The organism is Kordiimonas marina (genome assembly GCF_023006325.1).
GTDB classification, from domain to species: Bacteria; Pseudomonadota; Alphaproteobacteria; order Sphingomonadales; family Kordiimonadaceae; genus Kordiimonas; species Kordiimonas marina.
On the sequence record NZ_JAINDF010000003.1, the window covers coordinates 242416 to 266810 of the forward strand.

General features: G+C 58.3%; 21 protein-coding genes. 12 read left to right on the forward strand and 9 right to left on the reverse strand.

The window, feature by feature from the left end:
• Nucleotides 1-107 precede the first annotated feature (107 nt).
• The 3 genes from K6118_RS07605 to fabD all read right to left on the reverse strand — a co-directional run bounded on the left by K6118_RS07605 (nucleotide 108) and on the right by fabD (nucleotide 2232).
• Nucleotides 108-341: an acyl carrier protein gene (locus tag K6118_RS07605; protein WP_247119641.1), complete on the reverse strand. Its 234-nt coding sequence runs from the start codon at nucleotides 339-341 to the stop codon at nucleotides 108-110.
• A gap of 176 nt (nucleotides 342-517) precedes the next feature.
• On the reverse strand, nucleotides 518-1255 hold the full coding sequence (gene fabG, locus K6118_RS07610) for a 3-oxoacyl-[acyl-carrier-protein] reductase (protein WP_247119642.1): 738 nt from the start codon (nucleotides 1253-1255) through the stop codon (nucleotides 518-520).
• A gap of 38 nt (nucleotides 1256-1293) precedes the next feature.
• Nucleotides 1294-2232 (reverse strand): ACP S-malonyltransferase, encoded by a 939-nt coding sequence (gene fabD / locus K6118_RS07615; RefSeq protein WP_247119643.1) that lies wholly within the window; start codon nucleotides 2230-2232, stop codon nucleotides 1294-1296.
• A 280-nt stretch (nucleotides 2233-2512) separates the two neighbouring features.
• Here fabD and rpsF point away from each other — a divergent pair, with 280 nt between their 5' ends.
• From rpsF to K6118_RS07640, 5 genes are all read left to right on the forward strand, one after another.
• A complete protein-coding gene (gene rpsF, locus K6118_RS07620; RefSeq protein WP_247119644.1) occupies nucleotides 2513-2938 on the forward strand; it encodes a 30S ribosomal protein S6 in 426 nt (141 codons plus the stop codon).
• On the forward strand, nucleotides 2938-3168 hold the full coding sequence (rpsR, locus tag K6118_RS07625) for a 30S ribosomal protein S18 (protein WP_247119645.1): 231 nt from the start codon (nucleotides 2938-2940) through the stop codon (nucleotides 3166-3168). The genes rpsF and rpsR overlap by 1 nt, the downstream gene beginning before the upstream one ends.
• A gap of 24 nt (nucleotides 3169-3192) precedes the next feature.
• Complete coding sequence (gene rplI, locus K6118_RS07630; protein ID WP_247119646.1) at nucleotides 3193-3807, forward strand: 50S ribosomal protein L9; 615 nt, start codon at nucleotides 3193-3195, stop codon at nucleotides 3805-3807.
• Nucleotides 3808-4083: 276 nt separating this feature from the next.
• Complete coding sequence (locus tag K6118_RS07635) at nucleotides 4084-5610, forward strand: replicative DNA helicase (protein WP_247119647.1); 1527 nt, start codon at nucleotides 4084-4086, stop codon at nucleotides 5608-5610.
• 130 nt (nucleotides 5611-5740) lie between these two features.
• On the forward strand, nucleotides 5741-7339 hold the full coding sequence (locus K6118_RS07640) for a glycosyltransferase family 61 protein (RefSeq protein ID WP_247119648.1): 1599 nt from the start codon (nucleotides 5741-5743) through the stop codon (nucleotides 7337-7339).
• Nucleotides 7340-7374: 35 nt separating this feature from the next.
• Here K6118_RS07640 and K6118_RS07645 read toward each other — a convergent pair whose 3' ends face one another.
• The 3 genes from K6118_RS07645 to K6118_RS07655 are packed head-to-tail and all read right to left on the reverse strand — an operon-like array spanning nucleotide 7375 to nucleotide 10000.
• Nucleotides 7375-7713 (reverse strand): ferredoxin family 2Fe-2S iron-sulfur cluster binding protein, encoded by a 339-nt coding sequence (locus tag K6118_RS07645; RefSeq protein ID WP_247119649.1) that lies wholly within the window; start codon nucleotides 7711-7713, stop codon nucleotides 7375-7377.
• Nucleotides 7710-8876: a cysteine desulfurase family protein gene (locus K6118_RS07650; protein WP_247119650.1), complete on the reverse strand. Its 1167-nt coding sequence runs from the start codon at nucleotides 8874-8876 to the stop codon at nucleotides 7710-7712. The genes K6118_RS07645 and K6118_RS07650 overlap by 4 nt, the downstream gene beginning before the upstream one ends.
• Before the next feature lie 5 nt (nucleotides 8877-8881).
• Nucleotides 8882-10000, reverse strand: a complete 1119-nt coding sequence (locus tag K6118_RS07655; protein WP_247119651.1) for a cysteine desulfurase family protein — start codon at nucleotides 9998-10000, stop codon at nucleotides 8882-8884.
• A 170-nt stretch (nucleotides 10001-10170) separates the two neighbouring features.
• Between K6118_RS07655 and K6118_RS07660 the strand changes: the two genes are divergently transcribed.
• On the forward strand, nucleotides 10171-10818 hold the full coding sequence (locus K6118_RS07660) for an alpha/beta hydrolase (RefSeq protein WP_247119652.1): 648 nt from the start codon (nucleotides 10171-10173) through the stop codon (nucleotides 10816-10818).
• Between the two features lie 48 nt (nucleotides 10819-10866).
• On the opposite strand, the gene K6118_RS07665 is transcribed toward K6118_RS07660, so the two are convergent.
• Entirely contained in the window at nucleotides 10867-12024 is a 1158-nt protein-coding gene (locus K6118_RS07665; protein ID WP_247119653.1) for an anhydro-N-acetylmuramic acid kinase, read from the reverse strand.
• A 137-nt stretch (nucleotides 12025-12161) separates the two neighbouring features.
• Here K6118_RS07665 and tyrS point away from each other — a divergent pair, with 137 nt between their 5' ends.
• Entirely contained in the window at nucleotides 12162-13412 is a 1251-nt protein-coding gene (gene tyrS / locus K6118_RS07670) for a tyrosine--tRNA ligase (RefSeq protein ID WP_247119654.1), read from the forward strand.
• Nucleotides 13413-13466: 54 nt separating this feature from the next.
• Here the strand turns inward: tyrS and K6118_RS07675 are convergent, their stop codons facing one another.
• On the reverse strand, nucleotides 13467-16883 hold the full coding sequence (locus K6118_RS07675; protein ID WP_247119655.1) for a YhdP family protein: 3417 nt from the start codon (nucleotides 16881-16883) through the stop codon (nucleotides 13467-13469).
• 190 nt (nucleotides 16884-17073) lie between these two features.
• Between K6118_RS07675 and K6118_RS07680 the strand changes: the two genes are divergently transcribed.
• The 5 genes from K6118_RS07680 to K6118_RS07700 all read left to right on the forward strand — a co-directional run bounded on the left by K6118_RS07680 (nucleotide 17074) and on the right by K6118_RS07700 (nucleotide 23152).
• Nucleotides 17074-20016: a bifunctional [glutamine synthetase] adenylyltransferase/[glutamine synthetase]-adenylyl-L-tyrosine phosphorylase gene (locus K6118_RS07680; protein WP_281500681.1), complete on the forward strand. Its 2943-nt coding sequence runs from the start codon at nucleotides 17074-17076 to the stop codon at nucleotides 20014-20016.
• A 1-nt stretch (nucleotide 20017) separates the two neighbouring features.
• Nucleotides 20018-20482 carry a thioredoxin-dependent thiol peroxidase gene (gene bcp / locus K6118_RS07685; protein WP_247119657.1) on the forward strand — a complete coding sequence of 155 codons (465 nt, stop codon included), beginning with the start codon at nucleotides 20018-20020 and terminating at the stop codon, nucleotides 20480-20482.
• 5 nt (nucleotides 20483-20487) lie between these two features.
• Nucleotides 20488-21303, forward strand: coding sequence for a ferritin-like domain-containing protein (locus tag K6118_RS07690; RefSeq protein WP_247119658.1), 816 nt, complete (start codon nucleotides 20488-20490; stop codon nucleotides 21301-21303).
• Between the two features lie 153 nt (nucleotides 21304-21456).
• The gene (locus K6118_RS07695; RefSeq protein ID WP_247119659.1) at nucleotides 21457-22734 is read left to right on the forward strand and encodes a peptidoglycan DD-metalloendopeptidase family protein; all 1278 of its coding nucleotides are present in this window, start codon (nucleotides 21457-21459) and stop codon (nucleotides 22732-22734) included.
• A complete protein-coding gene (locus tag K6118_RS07700) occupies nucleotides 22712-23152 on the forward strand; it encodes a bactofilin family protein (protein ID WP_247119660.1) in 441 nt (146 codons plus the stop codon). Before K6118_RS07695 ends, K6118_RS07700 begins: the two co-directional genes overlap by 23 nt.
• 85 nt (nucleotides 23153-23237) lie before the next feature.
• Here K6118_RS07700 and prfB read toward each other — a convergent pair.
• Nucleotides 23238-24366, reverse strand: a protein-coding gene (prfB, locus tag K6118_RS07705) for a peptide chain release factor 2 (RefSeq protein ID WP_247119661.1) whose coding sequence is annotated in 2 segments (ribosomal slippage) — nucleotides 23238-24296 and nucleotides 24298-24366 — 1128 coding nt in all. Because the reading frame shifts where the segments join, the coding sequence is not laid out codon by codon here.
• Nucleotides 24367-24395: the final 29 nt, after the last annotated feature.

Genomic DNA, 24395 nt, shown 5'->3' on the forward strand with positions numbered 1-24395 from the left:
GTTCCTCAAATTTCTATCTTGCAGCCCAAATGCTGACAGAAAATCAAAAGGGCAACAGCCCAACCCAACCGGCCCGGCTGTTGCCCTATTTTAATAGCAGATCCGGCTTAGGAATTCGCGCTGATATAATCGATCGCGTCCTTGACGGTCTGAATTTTTTCAGCCGCGTCATCGGGGATCTCGATGCCGAATTCTTCTTCAAACGCCATCACCAGTTCAACGGTGTCCAGGCTGTCAGCGCCCAGATCATCAATAAAGCTGGCAGTGTCGGTTACTTTATCTTCGTCAACACCCAGGTGCTCGACTACGATCTTTTTCACCTTGTCGGCGATTTCGCTCATTGCTCATTTCCTCGTTCTTAACACCGTATAGCAAGGGATATGCCCTTGAACTATTACCCCTAACGTGCGGCAGGCTGCCAAATCTTTAGCCAGATCGCCCGTATCGAGGGTGCTCGTAACATAGTTTCCCCTGTTTGAGAAGCCTATGTTACGCATTTGAAGCGCATAAATGCGCCTTAAATCATCGCCAGGCCGCCATTCACATGCAGTGTTTGGCCTGTGACATATTTGGCTTCCGGGCTTGCAAGATACAAGACCGCGGAAGCGATATCAGCCGGTTCGCCCAGTTCCCCGGACGGAATACCGGATGTGATGCTGGCTTTCTGGTCGTCCGTCAGCACGTCTGTCATTGGCGTGGCGATGAAACCGGGGGCAACACAGTTGACGGTAATGCCCCGGCTCGCAAGCTCCTGCGCAAGCGATTTCGACATGCCGATCATCCCGGCCTTTGCCGCACAATAGTTGGCCTGGCCCGGGTTGCCGGTTACGCCGACGACGGATGTGATATTCACAATCCGGCCCCAGCGGGATTTCATCATGCCGCGCATGGTTGCCTTGATGAGACGGAAAGCGGATTCCAGGTTCACCTGCATCACGCTGTCCCAGTCCTCATCCTTCATGCGCATGGCAAGGTTATCGCGGGTAATCCCGGCGTTATTCACCAGGATATCGATCCCGCCCATAGCATCGGCCGCGTCTTTCGCGAGCCGGTCAACATCGGCCCGATCGGAAAGATTGGCTGCGATTACATGAACACGGCCCCCGAGCTGCGCTGCAAGTTCCTGCAGCTTTTCGGCCCGCGTGCCGGAAAGGGTGACTTCGGCGCCGGCGTCATGGAGCGCGGTCGCGATGGCGGCACCAATGCCGCCGGTCGCACCGGTTACCAGTGCCTTTTTGCCTGTAAGATCAAACATGAATGAATGCCTCTTGAATTTTGCCTGAAAAAGCGACGTTAAAGCGAAGCCGTGAAAGCTTCAATATCGGCGGGGTCCTGCAAGTTGGCAACGTTCAGGTCACGGTCAATCCGGCGAACAAGGCCGGAAAGGACCTTGCCGGAGCCAACTTCAACAACCTGATCGATCCCGAGCGATGCCATCGACGCCACACTCTCACGCCAGCGCACCGAGCCGGTGACCTGCTCGACGAGAAGGGTGCGAATACCTTCCGGTTCGCTGATCGGGGCGGCCAGCACATTGGCAATCACAGGCACGACAGGACGATTGACCGTCACTTCCGCGAGCGCTTCTTTCATCTCATCCGCCGCCGGCTGCATCAGCGGGCAATGGAAAGGTGCAGACACCGGCAGCAGCAAGCCGCGCTTGGCGCCTTTGGCTTTTGCGATTTCCACGGCCCGTTCAACCGCAGCCTTATGACCGGATACGACAACCTGCCCATCGGAGTTATCATTGGCCATCACACAGACCTGACCTTGCGACGCTTCTTCAGCGACAGCGTTCACGTCTTCGAGCGACAGGCCCAGGATTGCCGCCATGGCGCCCTCACCCACCGGTACGGCGCGCTGCATCGCCTGGCCACGGCGTTTGAGAAGCCGTGCCGTATCAGCAATGGAAAAAGCACCAGCCGACGCCAGGGCTGAATATTCGCCGAGCGAGTGCCCCGCGACATGGCTTGCGATATCCTCAACCTTGACACCGCCAGCTTCCAGCACACGAATGACGGCAAGCGATGCTGCCATCAGGGCGGGCTGCGTGTTTTCGGTCAGGCGGAGATCGTCTTCCGGCCCTTCCCACATGATCTTGCTCAGGTGTTGCGACAGCGCGTCATCCACCTCTTCAAACACGTTCCGGGCGGCTTCGAATGCATCGGCCAGCGACTTGCCCATTCCGATATATTGGCTACCCTGACCGGGGAACACGAGCGCACGGGTCATATGGTCTCTCCCTTGATATCCCTGCCGCATCCCAGGAACGTTGCGGCGTTATCCCCCGGCAAATGGCACAGTCCGTAGCGGCATAGCAAGCCTTTAAGGCATAATATCCGGCAAATAATTGCCAGAACCCCGGTTTCCCTTGCTTTTGGGTGATACCAGGGGTATAGAGGCGCGTCTCGAGTCCCCAGACCATGCGGTTTGCGGCAGAAGGACTTTGTTTAGGAAAGCTGGAGGCACCGTCCATGGCGGGCGGTGAGCGATCAGCATAAAGGAGCAAAACATGGCTTTGTACGAGCATGTTTTCATTGCGCGGCAGGATATCAACGCCTCGCAAGTTGAAGGCATTACCGCCGACTTCTCCAAAATCATTGAGGAGAACGACGGCAAGGTCGCCAAGACCGAATACTGGGGCCTTAAGAACCTGGCCTACAAAATCAAGAAAAACCGCAAGGGCCACTATGTTCTCATGAACATCGATGCCCCGCACGCAGCCCTCGCTGAGATGGAGCGCCAGGCGCGCCTTCATGAAGACGTTGTTCGCTTCATGACCATCCGCGTTGACGAGCTTGAGGAAGGTCAGTCGATCGTTCTTCGCTCGAAAGCTGACAAAGAACGCCGTGGCCCGCGTGACCGTGATGACCGCGGTGATCGTGGTGACCGTGGTGATCGTGGTGACCGCCGTGGCGGTAAAAGGGAGGCTAAATAATGGCTGCTCGTCGTCCGTTTTTCCGTCGTCGCAAGACCTGCCCCTTCTCCGGTGAGAACGCCCAGGTCATCGACTATAAAGATGTGAAGCTGCTGCAGAAGTATGTTTCTGAGCGTGGCAAGATCGTCCCGAGCCGTATCACCGCCGTTTCCCTGAAGAAACAGCGTGAACTGGCTAAAGCGATCAAACGCGCCCGTAACATCGCGCTGCTTCCGTTCATCGTTCAATAATCGCTCAAGCCACGGAGACATAAAATGGAAGTCATCCTGCTGGAACGCGTCGAGAAACTCGGCCAGATGGGCGATATCGTATCCGTTCGTAACGGCTTTGCCCGTAACTTCCTGCTGCCGCAGAAAAAAGCCCTGCGCGCCACGGAAGCCAACAAAGCTGTTTTCGAAGCCGATAAAGCCCGCCTCGAAGCCGATAACCTCGAGCGCCGCACCGAAGCCGAAGCTGTTGCAAAATCCATGGACGGCCTCAAGGTCGTTATGGTCCGCGCAGCTGGCGAATCCGGTCAGCTCTACGGTTCAGTTACGAGCCGTGACCTTGCAGACGCCATCACCGAAGCCGGTGTCAAGGTTGCCCGCAATCAGGTCATCCTCGATCGCGCGCTGAAAACCATTGGCCTGCACGACGTTCATGTACGTCTGCACCCGGAAGTATCGGTTGACGTGACCGTCAACATCGCCCGCTCGGTCGAAGAAGCTGAAACCCAGTTTGAAACTGGCTCGGCTCTCGTCGCTAGCGAGCGTTTCGAATCTGATTTCGAAAGCGCTTTCGGTGAAGACGAAGATGAAGAGCTCGAAGCTGAAGAAGTTGCTGTTGAAGCAGCTGCAGCTGAAGGCGAAGAGGAAGCCAAAGAAGCCTAAGGACTTTTTCCTCTTACAGACATTCACGGAAAAGGCGGTCCCTAGGGCCGCCTTTTTTGTTACCCTCCGACCGCGCCATCACAAGTTATCCCCAGAGTTATTCCCCTGTGGAAAACTCTCTTGTGGATGAATGGAAATAGCCCCTGCCCTTAAGCGACATTTCCGTTATGGTGCCCCACGCTCCGCAAGGATGCGACCGGGCGAAGACTCGGAATTTGACGCGGGTCATGCAAGAATGGCCTGGCTCAGGGAAACAATGGTCACGGAGGGCTCCCAATGGAAGCGCTGAAACGCGATGCTGCCAACGATTCTGAGGACAAGCTCGGATATCGCCAGCAACCGCATAACCTTGAAGCGGAACAGGCGCTCCTCGGCTCCATCCTCGTCAACAACGAGGCCGCCCAGAAGGTTCAGGGTTTTCTACTGCCCGAACATTTCTTCGAGCCCGTCCACGGCCGGATCTATGAAGCCGTCCTTAAACTGATGGACAAAAACCAGGTCGCCGACCCGGTCAAGCTGAAGCCCTATTTTGAGAATGACGAGGCGCTTTCGGACGTCGGCGGCGCGCAGTATCTGGTGCGCCTGGCCGCCTCCGCCGCGACCATCATCAATACCGAAGATTACGGCCGCACCATCTATGACCTTGCGCTCAGGCGCTCGCTTATCCTGATCGGGGAGCGCATGGTCAATGACGCCTATGACGCCCCGGTCGACCTTGAGGCCGCCGAACAGATCGCCGACGCTGAAAAGCAGCTTTTCGATCTGGCGGAGCTCGGTCAGGCCGAAACCGGCGCCCAGCCCTTCTCCCGCGCGCTTAGAACCGCGGTTGAAAATATCGAAAACGCCTACAAAGACCCGGACAGCCTTTCCGGTATCACGACGGGGCTGTCGCTCCTCAATGAGAAAATCGGCGGCTTGCACGATTCGGACCTTATGATCCTCGCCGGACGTCCGGCTATGGGGAAGACCGCGCTTGCCACCAACATCGCCTTCAATGCCGCTAAACGCTTTGCCGACGACCGGCTGGTGGGGGTTGACCCGGCCAAATCCAAAGGCGCAGTCGTCTGCTTCTTCAGTCTTGAGATGTCGGCCGACCAGTTGGCCGCCCGTATTCTTTCGGACCGTGCGAACGCGCTCTATAACGGGCCGGAGCCGATCCAGTCCCACAAAATGCGCCAGGGCCATCTGCGCGAGGACCAGTTCGAGGCCATCGCCCGCGCGGCGATCGAGCTGGAGGAGACGCCCCTCTTCATCGATGACACGCCCGCGCTGACCATCGCGGCCCTCAGGAACCGTGCCCGCCGGCTCAAGCGCCAGCATAACCTCGGCCTTGTGGTCGTCGATTACCTCCAGCTCCTCCGCGGCACCGGCAAGGGAAACGCAGCCGAAAGTCGCGTGCAGGAAATTTCAGAAATTACACGTGGTCTCAAGGGCTTGGCGAAAGAACTTCACATACCGGTTCTAGCCCTGTCGCAGCTTAGCCGGGGTGTGGAACAACGTGAAAACAAGCGTCCCATGCTGTCGGACCTCCGGGAATCAGGCTCGATCGAGCAGGACGCCGATATGGTGATGTTCGTCTTCCGGGAAGAATATTACAAAGAGAAGGAGGAACCTTCTCAGGCCGACCAGGAAAAGCATCTGCAGTGGCAGGCGGAAATGTCGGCCCTTTACGGCAAGGCCGAATTGATCATAGGCAAGCAACGTCATGGTCCGGTAGGCACCATCCATCTTGCGTTCGACAAAGAATGCACGCGCTTCTCCGACCTTATCGAGGAAGACCACCTGCCCGAACGCTTCGAGTAACCTGCTCCTGCTCAGTGCAGCCCCAAATCCCCTGCGGTTGCCAAACGCTAAGGCATTGAGGTAAAAGTGATTTTATTTCAATAATTTTGGCGTTTTCATTGGTCTCGCCAGGTTGAGGGATTTCGGGGGAATGACCCAAATATATCGGAACGCCATTTGCTTGCCTTGTCTCGGCGCGGAACAAAAACCACTCCTTGCTAATGGCGCTCACGGCGGTGTTTTCACCCAGGATAAACAGCCTATCAAGGAGGCGTTTCTGGTCCGACGCTATAGGTTGAAGTCAAAAATTATCGATGGCGTGTGGGACAGCACAACAGGGCATGAGACTGTCGAAACACAGATGGTGCTTGAGGGCAATATAGGGAAAACCAAAGCTCGGTTGAGCGGGCGGCACATCTTCGCCGGCTATCTGTTCCCGCACTATGGCCATTTCCTCCTGGAAAGCCTGTCCCGCCTTTGGGTCATTCGCCAAAACCCCGATATTCCCCTGGTCTGGCTCGGCGTCCATAACCAGCATGACTTCATCCAGATGCAGCAAGAGATATTTGAGCTTTTCGGCCTCAGGAATCCCATGCATCTGATCACAGAACAAACCGAGGTTGAAGAACTGGTGGTGCCGGAGGCAGGCTACATCATCAACAGCAAGTTCACGGATGCTCAGGCGGAAGCACTGCGCCTGGTAGGGCCGACTGAACTTACGCCAGGCAAGAAGGTCTGGCTCTCCCGCAGCAAACTCAAATCCGCTATCATTCATAATGAACCAGCACTTGAGGACATATTAGCCGCGAATGGCTGGATCCTTTACCATCCGGAAGAACATAGCATCGCAGAGCAGCTTGCCATGCTGGCAGACGCCGAGCTGATCGCCGGTGTCGAAGGGTCGGCCTTTCATACCCTGATCCTGATGCCCGATTTCGCCGGTGAGGTGGTTATTTTTGGCCGCGGCGCCAAACTCAACATGGATTATGCCAACATCGGTCACACACATGGGCATAAACTTTCCTTTGCATCCCCGCCGCGTACCCAATGGTCCACAGGGCTCAACGTCTGGGAAAACAATTGGCTATGGACCGACCTGGATTTCATCCTCGATACATTGAAGGCAGAACGCCCCAAACGGCCATGGGCACCCCTGCCACATGCGCTTCGGAACATCGCCAAGTCCCTCGCCAATTATTTTGGCCGTAAATCGATCACCGAGTTATGGCCAACAGACAATGCCATCGCCACAGATGTTGGCGTGCAAGATTCAACCGTGGTTGCCGAAAAACTCACGTTCGATGTTGCGCCTCTTCGTGAGGACAATACCCAATATTATGAGATGACCACAGACCAGTATTTCACTACGCAGCTGGTTAAACCCAGTCAGGATATATATTGTTTTCGCCATCAGGCTGATTACGGCGCGGCACTCAGAGCGTTCAACAGCTCGCGCTCCTATGCAACCAAGGAAACAATATGGCTCATTGAGGGCTGGGAGGCAGGAGCCCCCGACAGCGCAAATGAGCGTCTCCTGGCCACCATCCAGGCCGCCTACCCCACATTATCCGTTGCCCGCGTTCAGGGAGCATCGGTCGCAGTGGTATGGGGTCAGAGCAGGCCAGGATTTACCCCCGAGGGGAATGACGAACAAAGCTCGGCAAAACCCAGTTTTATCGCCAACCTTCCAGTTCTACATATAAACGATATTGCCAAGGGCATTGCCCGTAACGTTGCCCCCAAGGCCTGATATACTCCCCCCACGGGCCAGGCAGGATAAGGGCCTCAAAAGCCCATCATGTTGCGGCTTTCCCTAGGGAGCCGCAGAATGAGGCCATCCAGGCTTTCATCGATGACGATCTGGCAACCGAGGCGCGACGTAGCCGTAAGGCCTAGTGCAAGATCGAGCATTTCTTCCTCATTCTCGCTGGCTTCCCGCAGGCGGTCGAAATGGTGTTTATCGACAATGACATGACAGGTGGAACAGGCCATGTTGCCTTCGCACGCCCCTTCCATCTCAAGCCCGTTTTCCTGCGCAAGCTGAAGCACGGTCACGCCGGGTTCGGTCGTGACCTTCAACTCGCTGCCGTCAGGCCGGATGAAAGTTACGGTTACGTCACTCATGGCACCAGGCCTCCCAGCTTTTCAACCGCGCCGATCAGCGTGTCGGCGGCGAAATCTATTTCTTCATCGGTGGTGAAACGCCCGATCCCGATCCGGAGCGCACTATTGCTTTCATCCTCGCTACGCCCCAGTGCCTCCAACACGTAAGACGAGCCGGTGACGGCAGACGCGCACGCCGCCCCGCTTGAGACCGCAAGCGGCCGGATACTCGCGAGCAGAAGGTCGCCATCAAGCCCCGGAAAGCTGACATTCAGGTTACCCTGCCAGCGCTTTTCGGCATCACCATTGAGGATAAGACCAGGAAGCGCGGTAAACAGCTTGTCCTTGAAGCGTGCCATCATGGCCTGAAGCCGCCCGGCTTCCTGCTGCATTCCATCCGCACACAGGCTGGCTGCGGCCCCGAGGCCCGCGACCAAGGCAGGTGCCTGGGTTCCGGCGCGGATGCCGTCTTCCTGCCCGCCACCGACTATTTGCGGCGTCAGCGCAGTCTGACGCCCAGTCCGTTTGTAAAGCGCGCCCACGCCCTTGGGGCCATAAATCTTGTGGCCGGAGATGCTCATAAAATCGAGTCCAAGCGCTTCGACATCGAGCGGGATTTTCCCATAGCCCTGAGCCGCGTCCGAATGGAACAGCGCGCCCTTGGCTTTCACGATAGCACCAATTTCCTTGAGGGGCTGGATGACACCGATTTCGTTATTGACCGCCATGACGGACACGAGCGCGGTCTGCTCGCTGACCGCATCCTCAAGCCTGTTCAGGTCCAAAAGGCCGTCAGCTTTCACAGGCAACACAGTGACCTTGTACCCGGCGCGCGCGCAGGCTGCTGCGGATTCGAGCACACATTTATGCTCCGTCGCCACGGTGATCAGTTCTGGCCGCTTCTTGCCCCAGACATCCATCACGCCCTTGAGGACCAGGTTGTTGGTCTCGGTCGCGCCGGAGGTGAAATAGATTTCATTCTCTTGCGCGCCGATCAGCGAGGCCACTTGCCCGCGCGCGACATCCAGCGCCGCCTCAGCTTCCCAGCCAAACCGGTGTGTACTGGAATGTGGATTGCCAAACTTGGTGGTGAGATAGGGCATCATGGCCCCGAGCACCCGCTCATCCATCGGCGTTGTCGCCTGATAGTCCAGATAAACCGGGGTTTTCGGGGATGTTGCCATCAATCTCAGCGCCCGCGTGTCCGGTTATAAATCGCCTGCCACGCTGTCAGGAAAGCGTCTATGTCCGCATCCTGGGTACCGTAGCCGAGCGACACGCGGATCGAACTTTCCGCAATGGCATCTTCATAGCCCATGGCATTGAGGACATGGGACACCTTCACCTTGCCTGACGAACAGGCCGAGCCCGATGACACGCAAATGCCCGCAAGGTCAAAATGCATGACCTGGGTTTCCCCCTTCACACCCGGCATGGCGATACAGCTGGTGTTGGCGTTCCGGTCCGCCCCGGCCCCGACGATAACCACATCGTTCGCATGGGCGATGATACCGGCTTCAAGCCGTGTCCGCATGGCGGCGATATGCTGGATACTGGCAAGCCCGCCCATGGCTTCAATCGCGGCAACGCCGAACCCGGCAATCCCGGCGACATTTTCAGTGCCGGACCGGCGCGACAGTTCCTGCCCGCCGCCGACCAGCATGGCCTTCAAGGGGGCTGTCGGCGCCAGCACGATGGCACCGACGCCTTGCGGCCCGCCAATCTTGTGGGCGGACAGGGTCATATAGTCGACATCAAGCGCCTGACGGTCCAGCGTCAGCTTGCCCGCGCCCTGAACGGCATCGGTATGGATACGCCCCCCGGCTTCATGCGCAAGCTTGGCCGCATCCGCCACCGGCTGGATGACCCCGGTTTCATTATTGACCAGCATCACCGACACCAGCGCCGGTTTGGGGGCTTCCGCCAGAAGGCTTTCCAGTTCATCCAGCAGGATGACGCCATGGGCATTCACAGGAATGGTAAAGACAGGCATGCCAGCCTGCTCGGCCGCGGCTTGCGTGCTTTCATGCTCGATCGCGGAAATGATCAGGCTCGCAGCGCCAGCACCGCGCAGGACGGTGTTGTTCGCCTCCGTCCCGCCGCCACAGAACACAACATCCCGTGGCCGGGAGTTCACCAGGGCCGCCACCTGGACCCGTGCCTTCTCCACCGCCGCCCGGGCGTTGCGCCCCGCAGCATGAACAGATGACGGATTCCCAACCTCCCGCATCGTCGACGCGACGGCGTCAATCACGGCCGGACGGATGGGACAGGTGGCGTTATAATCGAGATATATTGGCGTTTTCATGTCTGTCACATAGGAAGAAATACCGGCCCGATCAATTCTAATTTAGCTTCCGGTACTTAGTTTGCTTGCGAATCGGTGCCAAAGTTCGATATATCGGGGACTGAACATACTGCGGGCCGGTGGCCCCAACAATCCAGTCAACCATAAAAAAGTGCGAATTAGACCCACAGATGCCAGAAATTATTTTCAATGGACCGGCCGGGCGGCTTGAGGGCCGTTATCAGCCTGGCAAGAGCGACACCGCTCCGGTTGCCCTCATCCTGCATCCGCACCCGCAATATGGCGGTACAATGGATAATAAGGTCACTTATTACATGTACCATGCCTTTGCGCATCGTGGATTCGCAACGCTTCGCTTCAATTTCCGCGGTGTCGGACGCAGCCAAGGCGAATTCGACAACGGAACGGGCGAACTGTCCGATGCCGCATCGGCGCTGGATTGGATTCAGTCGATGAACCCGAATTCGACCGGCACATGGATCGCCGGTTTCTCCTTCGGGGCCTGGATCGGGATGCAGCTTCTGATGCGTCGCCCGGAAATCAAAGGCTTCATCTCGGTTGCGCCGCCGGCGAACCTGTATGACTTCTCCTTCCTGGCGCCCTGCCCGTCATCGGGCCTGATCATTCAGGCTGACAATGACGATCTGGTTACGCCGATCTCCGTCACCAAGCTTGTTGAAAAGCTGAAGGCGCAGAAATCGATCACCGTCCACCATGACGTGATCAAAGGGGCAAACCATTTCTTTGAGACGGAGCTCAATCAGCTGATGTCGTCGGTGAACAAATACCTGAACCTGCGCCTGACCGGCCAGGAATAAGGTTCCGACCCAAAGAATGACAAAAAAGGCGCCTTCCGGCGCCTTTTTTCATATCCGGGTTTGGCGCCCTCTGGGTTTATGAAGCACACCACCTGTTGTTGGCTCAGGACAGCCCGTCGTCGACGGCAGCGTGATCGGCAAACCACGGACCGAGCGTACGGCCAGAAAAGCGAAAGCCTCAGCCTCAAGCGCATCCCCGCGCCAGCCCAATACCTCAACCGGATCGACAAGTACCGGCAGGCGGCGGCGCAGGCGGCGCATCAGGGTCGGATTATGCCGCCCGCCACCACAGACATACCAGGCGTCCGGTGGGCTCGGGAAATGGCTTTGGGCCGCAACCATCGATTCGACGATGAAATCGGTCAGTGTCGCGGCACCATCTTCGGCGCTCAGGCCCCGGACCGCCTGAATATTGAAATCGTCACGGTCAAGCGTCTTCGGTGGCGCCTCATCGAAATACGGGCTCGCCATCAAGCCCATGACCACTTCCTCATGGCTGAGGCCCTCAGCCGCGAGCTGGCCATCCATGTCACACGGCGTGCCGGTATGGATTTCGGCCCAGTCGTCCAGCATGGCGTTGCCTGGGCCTGTATCGAAGGCGACGATTTCCGGCTCTGGCCCGTTCCTGAAGGACACCCAGGTCACGTTCGCTACACCGCCGATATTGAGGATCGCTGCGGTTTTATGGCGGTTTTCTCCTGCCATCAATGCAGCATGATACAGCGGGACGAGAGGTGCCCCTTCACCGCCCGCCGCCACATCGGCGGTTCGGAAATCATTCACGACAGGAATGCCGGTACGGCCCGCAAGGCGGCCGCCATCACCGATCTGCCAGGTCCAGCCCCTGTCCGGGCGGTGGGTCAGTGTTTGGCCATGGAAGCCGACAAGGTCGACATCTGAGGGTTTGAGGTCAGTAATCGCCAGGATTTCCGCCACCGCATCTGCATGATAGTCGGTGATATCCTGCTCAAGAACCTGGATTTCGGCCGGGGCGTCAGCGGCGCTTGAACAGGCGGACGCAAGCTTCAGCCCTTCCTTGATCCGTTCGCGCATCGCGCTCGGATACGGCAGTGTCAGCGACGGGCCGCGCCGCTCCAATTTCACACCATCGGTATAGATAAGAGCCGCGTCGACCCCATCCATCGAGGTGCCGCTCATCAGCCCGATCACACACTTAACCTCGCCCGGTTCCCCCAGAACTGTCATATGTCGCTTATTCCCTGCCCTATCCTCTTACGCGAAGGCTTTGCCTTTTCGCCACCCTATGCTACATCAGCCCGCTCTTAAACTATTTTGTGTGGGCGGCCTATAGGGGGCTTCCCGGAAGATGCTGGACCAATCCCATGAGCGAGTTGAAATCGGAATTTCTGCAAATCCTCACCGAGCGCGGCTACATTCACCAGGCGACTGACCTGGCCGCGCTGGACGCCAAAATGGCTGAGGGTCCGATCACCGCTTATGTAGGCTTCGACTGCACCGCCTCCAGCCTCCATGTCGGCAACCTTGTCAGCATCATGATGCTGCGACGGCTCCAGCAGGCTGGCCATAAGCCGATCGTTCTCCTGGGTGGCGGCACCAGCCGGGTTGGCGACCCATCGGGTAAGGATGAAAGCCGCAAGCTGATGACCGACGAGATCATCGCGGGCAACATGGCAAGCATCCGTTCTATCTTTACCCAGTTCCTGAGCTTCGGCGATGGCACCACGGATGCCACCATGGTCAATAACGGCGAATGGCTCGACAAACTGGAATATATCTCGTTCCTGCGCGACGTCGGCCCTCACTTCACCATCAACCGTATGCTGACCTTCGATAGCGTCAAGCTGCGGCTTGAGCGCGAGCAGCCGCTGACCTTCCTCGAATTCAACTACATGATCCTCCAGGCCTATGACTTCATGGAACTGGGCCGCCGCTATGGCTGTTCCTTGCAGATGGGTGGCTCCGACCAGTGGGGCAACATCGTCAACGGTATTGAACTGGCCCGCCGGATTGACGGCCGCGAGATGTACGGCGTGACCACACCACTGATCACCACCGCTGACGGCAAGAAAATGGGCAAAACGGCAGATGGCGCCGTCTGGCTTAATGAAGCAAGCCTTCCGGCCTATAACTACTGGCAGTTCTGGCGCAACAGCCATGACGCCGATGTCGGCAAGTTCATGCGTCTCTTCACCGATATCCCGATGGATGAGGTCCGCCGCCTTGAAAAGCTGGAAGGCGCCGAGATCAATGACGCCAAAGTCATCCTCGCCAATGCCGCCACCGCCATGTGCCGCGGCGAGGCAGCCGCCAAGGCCGCCGAAGCCACTGCGCGCGAAACCTTCGTCAAGGGGGGCGCCGGTACCGACCTGCCGACCATCGATGTCGCCGCCGCACGGCTTGCAGGCGGCATCAACATCGTCGACCTGCTGGTGGAAGCCGGGCTCGGCGCCTCCAAGGGTGAGGTCCGGCGCCTGGTGCAGCAAGGCGGCGCCAAGGTCAATGACGTGAAGGTTGAAAGCATCGACCAGGCGGTGACCGCAGCCGACCTCGCCGACGGCCAGATCAAGCTGTCCGCAGGCAAAAAGCGCCATGCGCTGGTGAAAAGCGCCTAGGCCACCTGCCTTCGAAGCATCACAGACGGCTCGCCATACTTGGCGGGCCGTTTTTTATGCGGGGGACGGCACAGTTGCCGGCGTAACCGATGGCGATTGGGCTGGATCTTTCGCCGGGGCTGTATCAGGGGACTTTGTCGGAGCTTTCTCAGGCGCAGGAACTGGGGCCTGGTCCGGCGCCTTTGCCGGTTCCTGATCAGGCGTCGCGGGTGTTTTCTCCGGGGCTGGCGCTGTCTTTTCCGGCGTCCCGTCAGGCTTGGTTTCCGGCTTTGTTTCTGGCTTGGCATCAGGCTTTACAGCAGGGGACGGCTGCGGCGATGCAGGTTTCTCTACCTCGGATGCCGGCTGCGTTGCCTTGTCAGTCTGCTCTGCTGCCTTTTCTGGCGTCTGTGGCGGCTCCTTGACGTCGGATACCTTGCCCTTGCGGCCTTCGAACAGCAGGCGCAGGAACCCGGGCGCGAGCCCTGAAAGCGCATTCACGGAGACATCCGGCTTCTCGGTCAGCCCCTTAACACGGTAAGCGACCCCGAACAGCCCCTTGCCCTCCCCGCCCGAGAACAAGCCGCCGACAAGCGGGATTTTCCCAAGAAGTGAATTGATACCGTAAGCCGGAACAATCACGCCATTGACGTTGATCCGCCCGGTCTTGGCTTCAATCTGCCCCTCCATGGTCATGCCCATCGACGGGCCGTTCGCTTTCAGCTCATTCAGATCCAGTAGGCCCTCGTTGTAGGCAAAGGGAATGGTGATGTTGTTCAGTTCAATCGGGCCGTCCTTGAGATAATGATCAAGACCACTGACCACCCCTTCGGTAACAGCCGGGCCGAGGCTTTCCTTTGAGACAAGATTAGCCCCGAGGATTGTCCCGTTCCCTTTGAGATGGAGGGTTCCGCCCCAGCCTGTGGTCCGGCCTTCCATTTTCAGCGTGCCGCCGGATAGGTGCGCGAAAAGGCCTAGGCCACGCAAGAACCTACCGCCATCAGGTGATTCGATCGTGATTGCCTGATCCTGCCCGCCATCTTCACGGATCGCCATCGTGGTCGGAACCGGTTTCTGCCCCTCTTTCACGGGGAAGGTTCCTGTAAAGCTGGCTAACTTGGGCGAGCCATCCCGGAAACGCGCCCGGACTGTCGCCCCCTTCAAATATTCACCGTTTTCCAGAAGCAGGCGGTTCGCATCAAGCGACAGGTCCACATCCTTGGTGCCGTTGTTTTGCTTCTTGTCAGACCCAGCCACAAGAAGTGGGGCGAGGTCGAAGTCCTTGGCCTTCAATTTAGCGACCGTCGGCTTGCCGGGCTTTTCCTCAACGGTGCCCACAAGTCCTTCCGTCCGGCCCAGCTTGCGCAAATCAAAGCGCCCCTTGAAAAGGCCGCTATCTTTCGGCCCCCAATCGAAATCGGCCTTAACGTCGATATTCTCACCAGTGGCGACAAGCGGGTGCAAATGGGTTCCCTTGTCGTCGAAGATCACTGTCCCGGTGATATTGGCCGGGGCATCCGCCGGCTTCTTCCATCCCAGCTGCGGCGCCATAACCACAGCGCCCAGGGTATCAGCGGAAAAATAACCTTTCCGGAATTTGAGGGACCGCCCGACAAAGGTCGCCTCACCCCAGGCCTTGCCGTCCAGAAAATCACTGATATCGACCCCCAAGGCCTTCAGGTCGTTCTGGTCCATGTTTCCGGTCAGCACAATCTGGCTGGTATCGGCGTCTGGCGAAGCCCGCCCTGCCGCCATATCCTCGCGCCAGTGCAGATTTAGGGGGACGCCGTTAAGGATGCCGTTCCCGCCAACCGCCAACGTGTCACGGTCCAGCGATAGGGTAAGGCTGGCATCCTTCAGCCCTTCCCCGCCCAGAAGGTCCGCCACACTCGCGTGGGCGAGCTCCGCCTGAACATCATAATGGATGGCATCATCCGGCAGGTCTTTGATAAGCGGTAAGGTGATAAGCGCACGGATAGTGGCCTCGCCACCGATGCGGGCCGCATCGAAATGCATTTTTTCCGGCACACTCAAGGGCGGATAGCTGATCAGCTTCATCACCGTCGGCACGTCGCCTGCCGTATGAACCGTAAAGTTACCGATCGCGCCTTCATGGATGTTGATATGTTCGATATCCACGCGCGAGTCCTTAAGCGGCATCTCAAGCACCGTGCCGCCCTCAAGCCAAAGCCGGAAACTGGTGTGCGTCAGCGCGGCATGACCCCTCGCGCCCTTAATCGGCGGCATGGTCAACAGGAAATGCGTATCCAGGTCGTGGAAGCCGAAGCCCAGTTTGATAATGCTTTTGTTTTCGAACGGCCCCGTACCATCCGGACGCATGTCGACCTGGAACTCGGCGTCATTGGTCATGCCTTTGATCATATGCTGGTCGACCCAGGCCCGCGCGCCCCGCGGAGTGCCGTCCGGGTAGGTATGGATCGGCCAATACATCAACACGTCGGAAAGCGGCACTTCGCCATCAATTCCCAGATCAAGCTTGATTCCAGGATGCGGATTGCCTTCATCCCAGTAAACCAACCCGTGTCCGGTGATCAGATGATCCCCTGCCGCGATTTCCACCTGCTTGATGGCGATAACCTGCTCAGCGACATCATAATCGCCACTGATAGTGCCATAGCGGATGGGCGCAGGCTTCGGGAACATCACCGGATCAGAAAGAATGCCGTCATCGATGGTAATGGCAAAACGTGCCCCGCGCAGGCCCACATTGGCGCCAAGTTCCAGGTCAATATCGAGCCCGATCGGGAACTGAAGCGCGGAGACCACCTCCGGCAATTTGGCCGTTTCTGCGAGGCTTGATGGCATCAGCCCGCTCATCGACAGCGACAGCTTCATCTCGCCATAGGTCGGCTCGGCTGTCCCGGTCAGGCGAATCTGGGTTGGAACATCGGCAAAGCGGGCATCGATAAGCGAACGGAGCTCCAGCTCGTTATGGTTATTGCTGAGCCGGAAGGTCGGCAAGTCCAGGTGCGCATCCTGCAGCCCTTCCCCGCGATAGATATCGACCGAGGTGTTCTTGATCAGGATACGGTCAAGCCCGGGGGCCGTTTTCAAAAGGCGGCTACCAAACCGGCTGAAAGCTTCCGTAACCGGCCGCAAAAGTTCGGGTCTTGGAATGCCCGATTCGCCAAATAGCTTGCGGGGCGTGCCCTGTTTGCCGTTGTCCGTCGCGTCGCTGAACCCGGCAAGGTCTGAAATGGTGATATTGGCGTTCGATACGTCAATCGTCGAAAAGCTGACATTGGACAGGAGCGAGGTAAAGGCCATCCCCAGCCGTACATCCTGCACATTGGCGCGCAGCCTGTCCCGGCGGTCGATAAGCTTGAGGTCGGTGATGGAAACCCAGGGTCGGACGGAACGCCAGTCCCAGCCGACGATGGCGTCCTTGAAGCTGATCCGCCATCCCGGCAGCACATCCGCGGCCCGTGCTTCGACCAGCGTTCTGGCGAAGCTGACATCGACAGGCGCCAAGAATACCCTTACGAAGGCAAGGCTTATCAGAAGCAGGCTCGCCGTCAGACCCCAGACACCGATCCTTGCCAATATTGCACTAATCCGCTTCAAAGGCGCAGCCCAACCGTTTTAAGACCCTTGATTTGACGGCACGGGCCATAGACACTTACATCCCAGTCGTCCGTTCCCGTCTCACCCGGTATAGAGCATGTCAGACAGCAACAGTCCATATCCGTCTGCCTATGATAAGGCAAAAGCGGACGAAATTACGGCAACGCTACAAGAAACAGCGGCGGAAAATAATCTGCCTATGCCGGAAGCTGCCCTGATCGCAGCCCTTGCCGGCAATAGCCCGTTCCTCGCCGGCATCATGCAGCGCCACCCGGCTGACTGCCTGACCCTGATGGCAGGCGACCCTACCGACCTGTTCGAGGTACTTATTAAGGACATGACCGCACCGCGGCCGGACGGCGAGAAAATGCCGGACCTGATGGCTGTCCTCAGGAACTTGAAGACCCGCGTATCCTTCCTGACGGCCTACGCCGATATTTCAGGCCGCTGGCAGTTCGACGACGTCACCACAGCGCTCAGCCGCTTTGCCGATGCGGCGCTCACGCTCTCGCTCGCCCATCTCCTGCACGACAGGATGCAGCGGGGTGATCTTGCCTGGCCCAAGGGTGAGCCGGAACCCGTTACCCCTGCCCTGACCGAAAACTGCGGCTATTTCCTCCTCGGCATGGGCAAGCTTGGTGCCTATGAGCTCAATTATTCGTCCGACATCGATCTGATCGCGCTCTATGACGCAAGCCGGGTCACCTATAGCGGGCGCAAATCCGTGTCGGACTGCTTCATCAAAATCACGCAGGACCTGGTACAGATGATGGACCGGCGCACCATGCACGGCTATGTCTTCCGCACCGACCTGAGGCTGAGGCCTGACCCTGGCGCGACCCCCGTAGCCATCTCGGTGGAGGCCGCAGAGAATTACTATCACTCCATGGCGGTAAACTGGGAACGCTCGGCCATGATCAAGGCGCGCCCCTCCGCGGGCGACAAGGCTGCAGCCGAAGCCTACCTGGGGTTCATGAGTAGCTGGATCTGGCGCCGCAACATGGATTTTGCCGCCCTTGCCGACATTGCCGCCATCAAGCACCAGATCAACCGCCACTATGGCACCTCGGGTGTTCGCTTTGCGGGCTATAACGTCAAGCTCGGCCATGGCGGCATCCGCGAGATCGAATTTTTTGCCCAGATCAACCAGTTACTGTTTGCTGGCCGTCACCCGCGCTTGCGTATACGTGGCACGCTCGACGCCCTGGATGCCTTGGCAACGGATGGCCTGATCGAACCGAAAGTCCATAAAGACCTCAGCGAAAGCTATGTTTTCCTCCGCACGCTCGAACACCGTATCCAGATGGTGGCGGATGAACAGACGCACCAGATACCGGAGGATGAAGCCGGCCAAGATCGGCTCGCTACGTTTATGGGGCTTGCGGATCGGGGGGCCCTGAAGGCCGAAGTCCTGCGCCACAGCGACAGGGTCAGCGCCCATTATGATGCCCTGCTCCCTGAAGATGAAACATCAGAAAGCGGCTTCAATGAGCAGGACCTGGAAAGCAACCTTGCCGAGATGAAGTTCGATGACCCGGCAAGCTCCGCTGGGGTCATTGAAGGCTGGCGCCGCGGCAGGCACCGGGCACTGCGGACCGAGCGCGCCAAACATCTGCTGGACCAGATGCTGCCGGGACTTCTGGAAGCTTTCGCCAAAACCGACAAGCCGAGCGCCGCCCTTATGCGCTTCGATTCCTTCATCGCCCAGCAACCGGCCGGCGTTCAGCTATTCTCGCTTCTTCATGCCAACCCGTCGCTCTTCCAGCTGCTGGCCCATGTGATGGGGCTTGCACCTGCGCTCGCAGATACGCTCGCCAAGAAGCCGGCCTTGTGGGACGCCGTGCTGGAGCCCCATTTCTTCGACCCTATCGAGGATGAAGACACCCTCGCCGATATGCTCAGAAGCATGTTGCACACCGCGAACGACTACCAGGACATGCTTGACTATGTTCGCCGCTTCGTCGCCGAGCTTCGGTTCCGCATCGGGGTGCAACTGCTTGAATCACTTTCCGACGTGCGCGAGGCCGGTGAAGCAATGACACGCGTCGCCGATGTCACGCTCAAGGTGCTTGTGCCTGAAGTGGAGAAAGAGTTCGCCCGCAGGCATGGCCGGTTCCCCGGTGGCGGTATCTGCCTCCTCGGCATGGGGAAATATGGCGGGCGGGAGCTGACGCAAACCTCGGACCTCGACATGGTGTTCCTCTATCACGTCGAAGACATGAACAGCATGTCTGATGGCGATAAGCCCCTAGGCCCCAGCCAGTATTTCTCCCGCCTGGGCCAACATATCATCACCGCGATCACGGCCCTGACCCCCGAAGGCCGGCTTTTTGAGGTTGATACACGGCTGCGTCCGTCGGGGCACCAGGGGCCACTGGTCGTCACCCTCAAGACGTTTACGGACTATTATTCCAGCGCCGCCTGGACGTGGGAGCATATGGCGCTGACCCGCGCGCGCATCATCATCGCGCCAGACGCGCTCAGGGACGCGCTCACCGACACGATCCGCTCTGTGCTCACGTCCCCGCGCGATGCCGACGACCTACTGTTGTCCGTTCATGACATGCGGCTCAAGGTCGAGGCCCAGTTCGGTACGAAGAACCCGTGGGCGATCAAATATGTCCGGGGCGGCCTCGTCGATATCGAATTCATCTGCCAGTATCTGATGCTGCGCGAAGGCCATAAGACACCGGGGATCTTCCACCCGGAAATCTCCGAAACCATCAAGCGCCTGCGTGCAAAGAAAGTCCTCCCGGAGGCCGATACCGAGCTTATGGCAAGCGCGCACTTTCTGCTCCAGAATGTCCAATCACTCCTGCGTCTGAGCCTGGGCAGTTCGCCGCGCTCTGAGGAACAAATCCCCGAAGGCCTGCGCACAGCGCTTTGCCGGGCAACCCATACCGAGGATTTCGGCGCCCTCAAGGAAACCGTCCTGCGGCAGGAGGCCAGGCTGTACAGCCTCTACAAGCGTGTTATAGAAGAGCCCGCGTACGCCCTCTTGAAGGCGCGCACAGAACAAGACCACCTGAAGGGAGACTAGCATGAGCCTTGATATCGGAGCCAAAGCCCCGGATTTCGATCTGCCGGCCGCCGGCGACAAAAACCTGCGCCTGAGCGACTTCAAGGGTCAGAAGGTCGTGCTCTATTTTTACCCCAAGGACAGCACACCCGGCTGCACCACCGAAGCCAAGGACTTTTCAGCCCTCATAGGCGAGTTCAAGGCCGCGGGCGCCGTGGTCATCGGCATGTCCAAGGATAGCGTTACCAGGCATAACAACTTCATCGCCAAGCAAGACCTGAAGGTCGAACTCGCTGCCGACGTGGACGGTGAAGTCATTGAGAAATACGGCGTCTGGGTCGAGAAAAAGCTCTATGGCCGTGTCTATATGGGTATCGAACGCGCCACCTTCCTTATCGACGGTGACGGCGTCATCCGCCAGGTCTGGCACAAGGTGAAGGTGAAGGGCCACGCTGAAGCTGTCCTCGAAGCCGCCAAGGCCCTTTAAGTCACATGGCTGAGTGGCAAACACTGGGGGAGGCCGCGGTCGCCGTCCTCAACACCGAGAAGCCCCGCACGAAAGCGGAAGTTGCCCGCGCGGTCGCCGCCGCCTGGCGTGCACGGGAACTGGACTTCAGCTTCGACACGCCGGTCCCGGACAGGCCCGCGAGGCCGGACCGCCCTATCCTTCTGGCGCCTGGGGATATGCCGAAGCGCCGGAAAGCCGGGAATGAGAATAACCGCCGCGCGCTCCTCCATGCAGTCGCCCACATTGAACTGAATGCCATCGACCTCGCCTTCGATATCGTCGCGCGCTTCGGGGCGGAGATGCCGCGCGGCTTTTCAGATGACTGGGTTCAGGTGGGCGATGACGAAGCCCGCCATTTCATCATGGTTTCAAGCCGCCTCAAGGCGCTCGACAGCTTCTATGGCGACCTGCCAGCCCATGACGGTTTATGGCAGTCGTCACAAGCGACAAAGGACTGTCTGCCCGCCCGGCTTGCCGTGGTGCCTATGGTTCTGGAAGCCCGCGGGCTCGACGTTACCCCGCAGATGATTAAACTGCTGAAAAACGCTGGCGACGATACGTCCGCGGAAGTCCTCGGCACCATCTATGAGGAAGAAGTCAGCCACGTTGCCGCAGGGACACGCTGGTTCCGCTATCTCGCCGAGCAGGAGGGCCAAGACCCGGATCTTTGGTTCCAGAATTTGGTGAAACTTTACTTCCACGGCCAGCTTAAACCGCCCTTTAACAAGCCCGCCCGCGACCGGGCTGGCATGGGCGCCAGCTTCTACGAACCCCTTGCAGCGCCTTCCAAAGCAGGATAATGAACTTGACCAGCATTGCAAAAGTGGGTGGAATGCAGACAATATTAAGAAATTGCAGCTATTAACCATATGTAGCGCATAAAGAATATTGTAATTACAGGGTGAGGACACGCTGACAGCGTGAGAGGATATTTGGCAGGCCAACGTACATTGTTGAGCAAATTCCATGCATGGCGCGGGAAATATTTCCCCGAACGCCAGCTTTTTTTGCGCAGTGAAGGCCGGGTCCGTTTCGTCACCATCGGTAGCTACACCCAGCTCGTCGCCACCACAATTCTGGCAGGCACCCTCGTCTGGGGCAGCATTACAAGCTACGCCTATCTCACCCGTGACAAGACGCTGGAGCGTAAGAACCGTACCATCGCCAGCATGTCCGCCCAGTATCAGGCGCTGTCGACCGATTTCTCGACCGTGATCCAGAAGGTGGAGCGCCAGACCAAGCAACTAGAAGAGCGCCAGAAATTCCTTGAAGAAGTCGCCGGCGCCTCTCAGAAGGCTGACGGCCAGCAGACTGCCCCGACCACGGACACAAATGCACCTCAAGGCAAGGAAGATGACCAAGCCGCGGATAGCGATGGTGAAACATCCTCCGCCGATGAGCCATCGCAATCGCGCCTGACGCTGCTTGAGCGCCTTCTCGGCACCGGCACGGCCCAGGCGTCCGTTCCTGAAAAAAGCGACGTCGACTGGCGCAAAAGCCTGTCAAACCGCCTCCGGTCTTTGGGAGAACGCCAACAAGATCTCGCGACGCGTCTCCTGGCAAAAACCGATAATCAGCTCAGCCATATCGATACCGTGCTCAAAGGCACAAAAATCACGACCGGCGACCTGATCCGCCAGTATAATCATGAAGACGATTCCGCCATCGGCGGCCCCTTCATGCCGGAAAGCGGGTTCAAGCCTGTCTTTGACCACAAGGACGGCACCAAGTTCAGCGAACTTCTGGATGCGCGGCACCGCCTTGAGATGGTCACAAATGTGCTGAATAGTTTCCCTGTCGGGAAGCCAGCTGATAAATATTATGTTGCCAGCCGGTTTGGCCGACGGATGGACCCGTTCAGGAAAACCTGGGCACATCACTATGGGCTCGATCTTGCGGGATGGCCCGGCACGGCGATCCATGCGACAGCCCCTGGCGTCGTAATCTATGCCGGTTGGCATGGACCATACGGCAAGATGGTTGAGATTGATCACGGCAACGGCTTCCATACCCGGTATGGCCATATGCGTAAGCTCCGGGTCCATAAAGGTGAAGTGGTCCAGTTGGGCCAACAGATCGGAGACATGGGCAAGACCGGTCGCGCCACCGACACCCACGTGCACTATGAAGTGTGGTTTGACGGTAAGGTCCGGGATCCGATGCCCTATTTGAAGGCAGCAAATGATGTTCGTAAAATCCAAGGACGATATGAAGAAACCAGCCAGCAATAACGCGGCTGCGCCCCGTTCCGGCGCGGCTCCGACCCCGTCGATCATCGGTTCCGATGTCCAGATCGAAGGCAATGTGAAAACCCGTGGCGAGCTTCAGCTCGATGGCGCCATCATCGGCGACCTTACCTGCGGTGGCCTGGTGATGGGGGAAAGTGGCTCGGTTGAAGGCAGTATTTCGGCTGACAGCGTCACCATTCGGGGTGCAGTCAGCGGTGAAATCCGCGCCCGCGCCGTACGCCTGGAAAAGACCGCTGTGGTCGATGGTGATGTCTATCACGAAAGCCTTTCGGTCGAATCCGGCGCCAAGCTGACCGGTCGTTTTGCGCACACCACCAGTCCCAGTGAGGCAAAGACGCTGGAAAAGGCCGATGAAACGCCCTCGTTCGTTTCCGGCACCAAGAGCGCGGCCGCCGAATAAGCCAGGCGCAATACCCAAATAGAAAGGGCGCCGCATTATCCTGCGGCGCCCTTTTCATTATCAGACGCGGAAAACGCTACCGGCCTTAGTCGATATCGCTGATATCCTTGGTTTCGCCGTGCACGCGCGCGGCAAGCGCCGCCGCCAGAAAGGCATCCAGATCACCATCCAGCACCTTGTCGGGCTGGCCGGATTCTTCCCCCGTCCTGAGGTCTTTCACCATCTGGTAAGGCTGCAACACATACGAACGGATCTGGTGCCCCCAGCCGATCTCCGTCTTTGTCGCATTGACCGCGTTGGCTTCTTCTTCCCGTTTGCGCAGCTCCGCTTCATAGAGACGGGCTTTCAACATGCTCATCGCCGCCGCCCGGTTCTTGTGCTGGGACCGCTCAGCCTGGCACTGAACCACGATCCCGGTCGGAATGTGGGTAATGCGGACTGCGGAATCCGTCGTGTTGACGTGCTGACCGCCTGCACCGGATGCCCGGTAAGTATCCGTCTTCAGGTCGCTCTCCAGAATCTCGATCTCGATATTGTCATCCACGACAGGATAAACCCAGACCGACGCAAAGCTGGTGTGGCGACGGGCGTTGGAATCATACGGCGATATCCGCACAAGCCTGTGCACGCCGGATTCGGTTTTAAGCCAGCCGTAGGCATCCTCGCCCTTCATCTGAAGGGTCGCGGACTTGATACCGGCTTCTTCACCTGCGGTATATTGAACCGTACTGACCTTGTAGCCGTGCTTTTCGCCCCAGCGCATATACATGCGGAAAAGCATCGATGCCCAGTCCTGGCTTTCGGTCCCGCCTGCGCCTGAGTGAATTTCCACGTAGGTGTCGTTGGCGTCCGCTTCACCGGAGAGGAGCGCTTTCAGCTCAGCCGCTTTCGCCTTCTCACCCATCTGCGTAAGCGCGACCTCGGCCTCGGCTTCCATATCTGCATCGCCTTCCATCTCCGCCAGTTCCAGAAGCTCCAGCGTATCGCTGAGGTCCTGTTCAATGGCTTTGACGGCGCCGATGGAGTCATCGAGCCGGGTCCGTTCACGCATCAGCTTCTGCGCATTCTGGGGGTTGTTCCAAAGATCGGGGTCTTCGGCGAGGGCATTGAGCTCCTCAAGTCTTAAAAGGGCCCGATCCCAGTCAAAGATGCCTCCTCAGCAGCGCGAGAGACTGCTGGAGTTGGTCGACGGTTGCCTGAGCTTCCGCACGCATAAACACTATCCTTTATATTCGAATTCAAG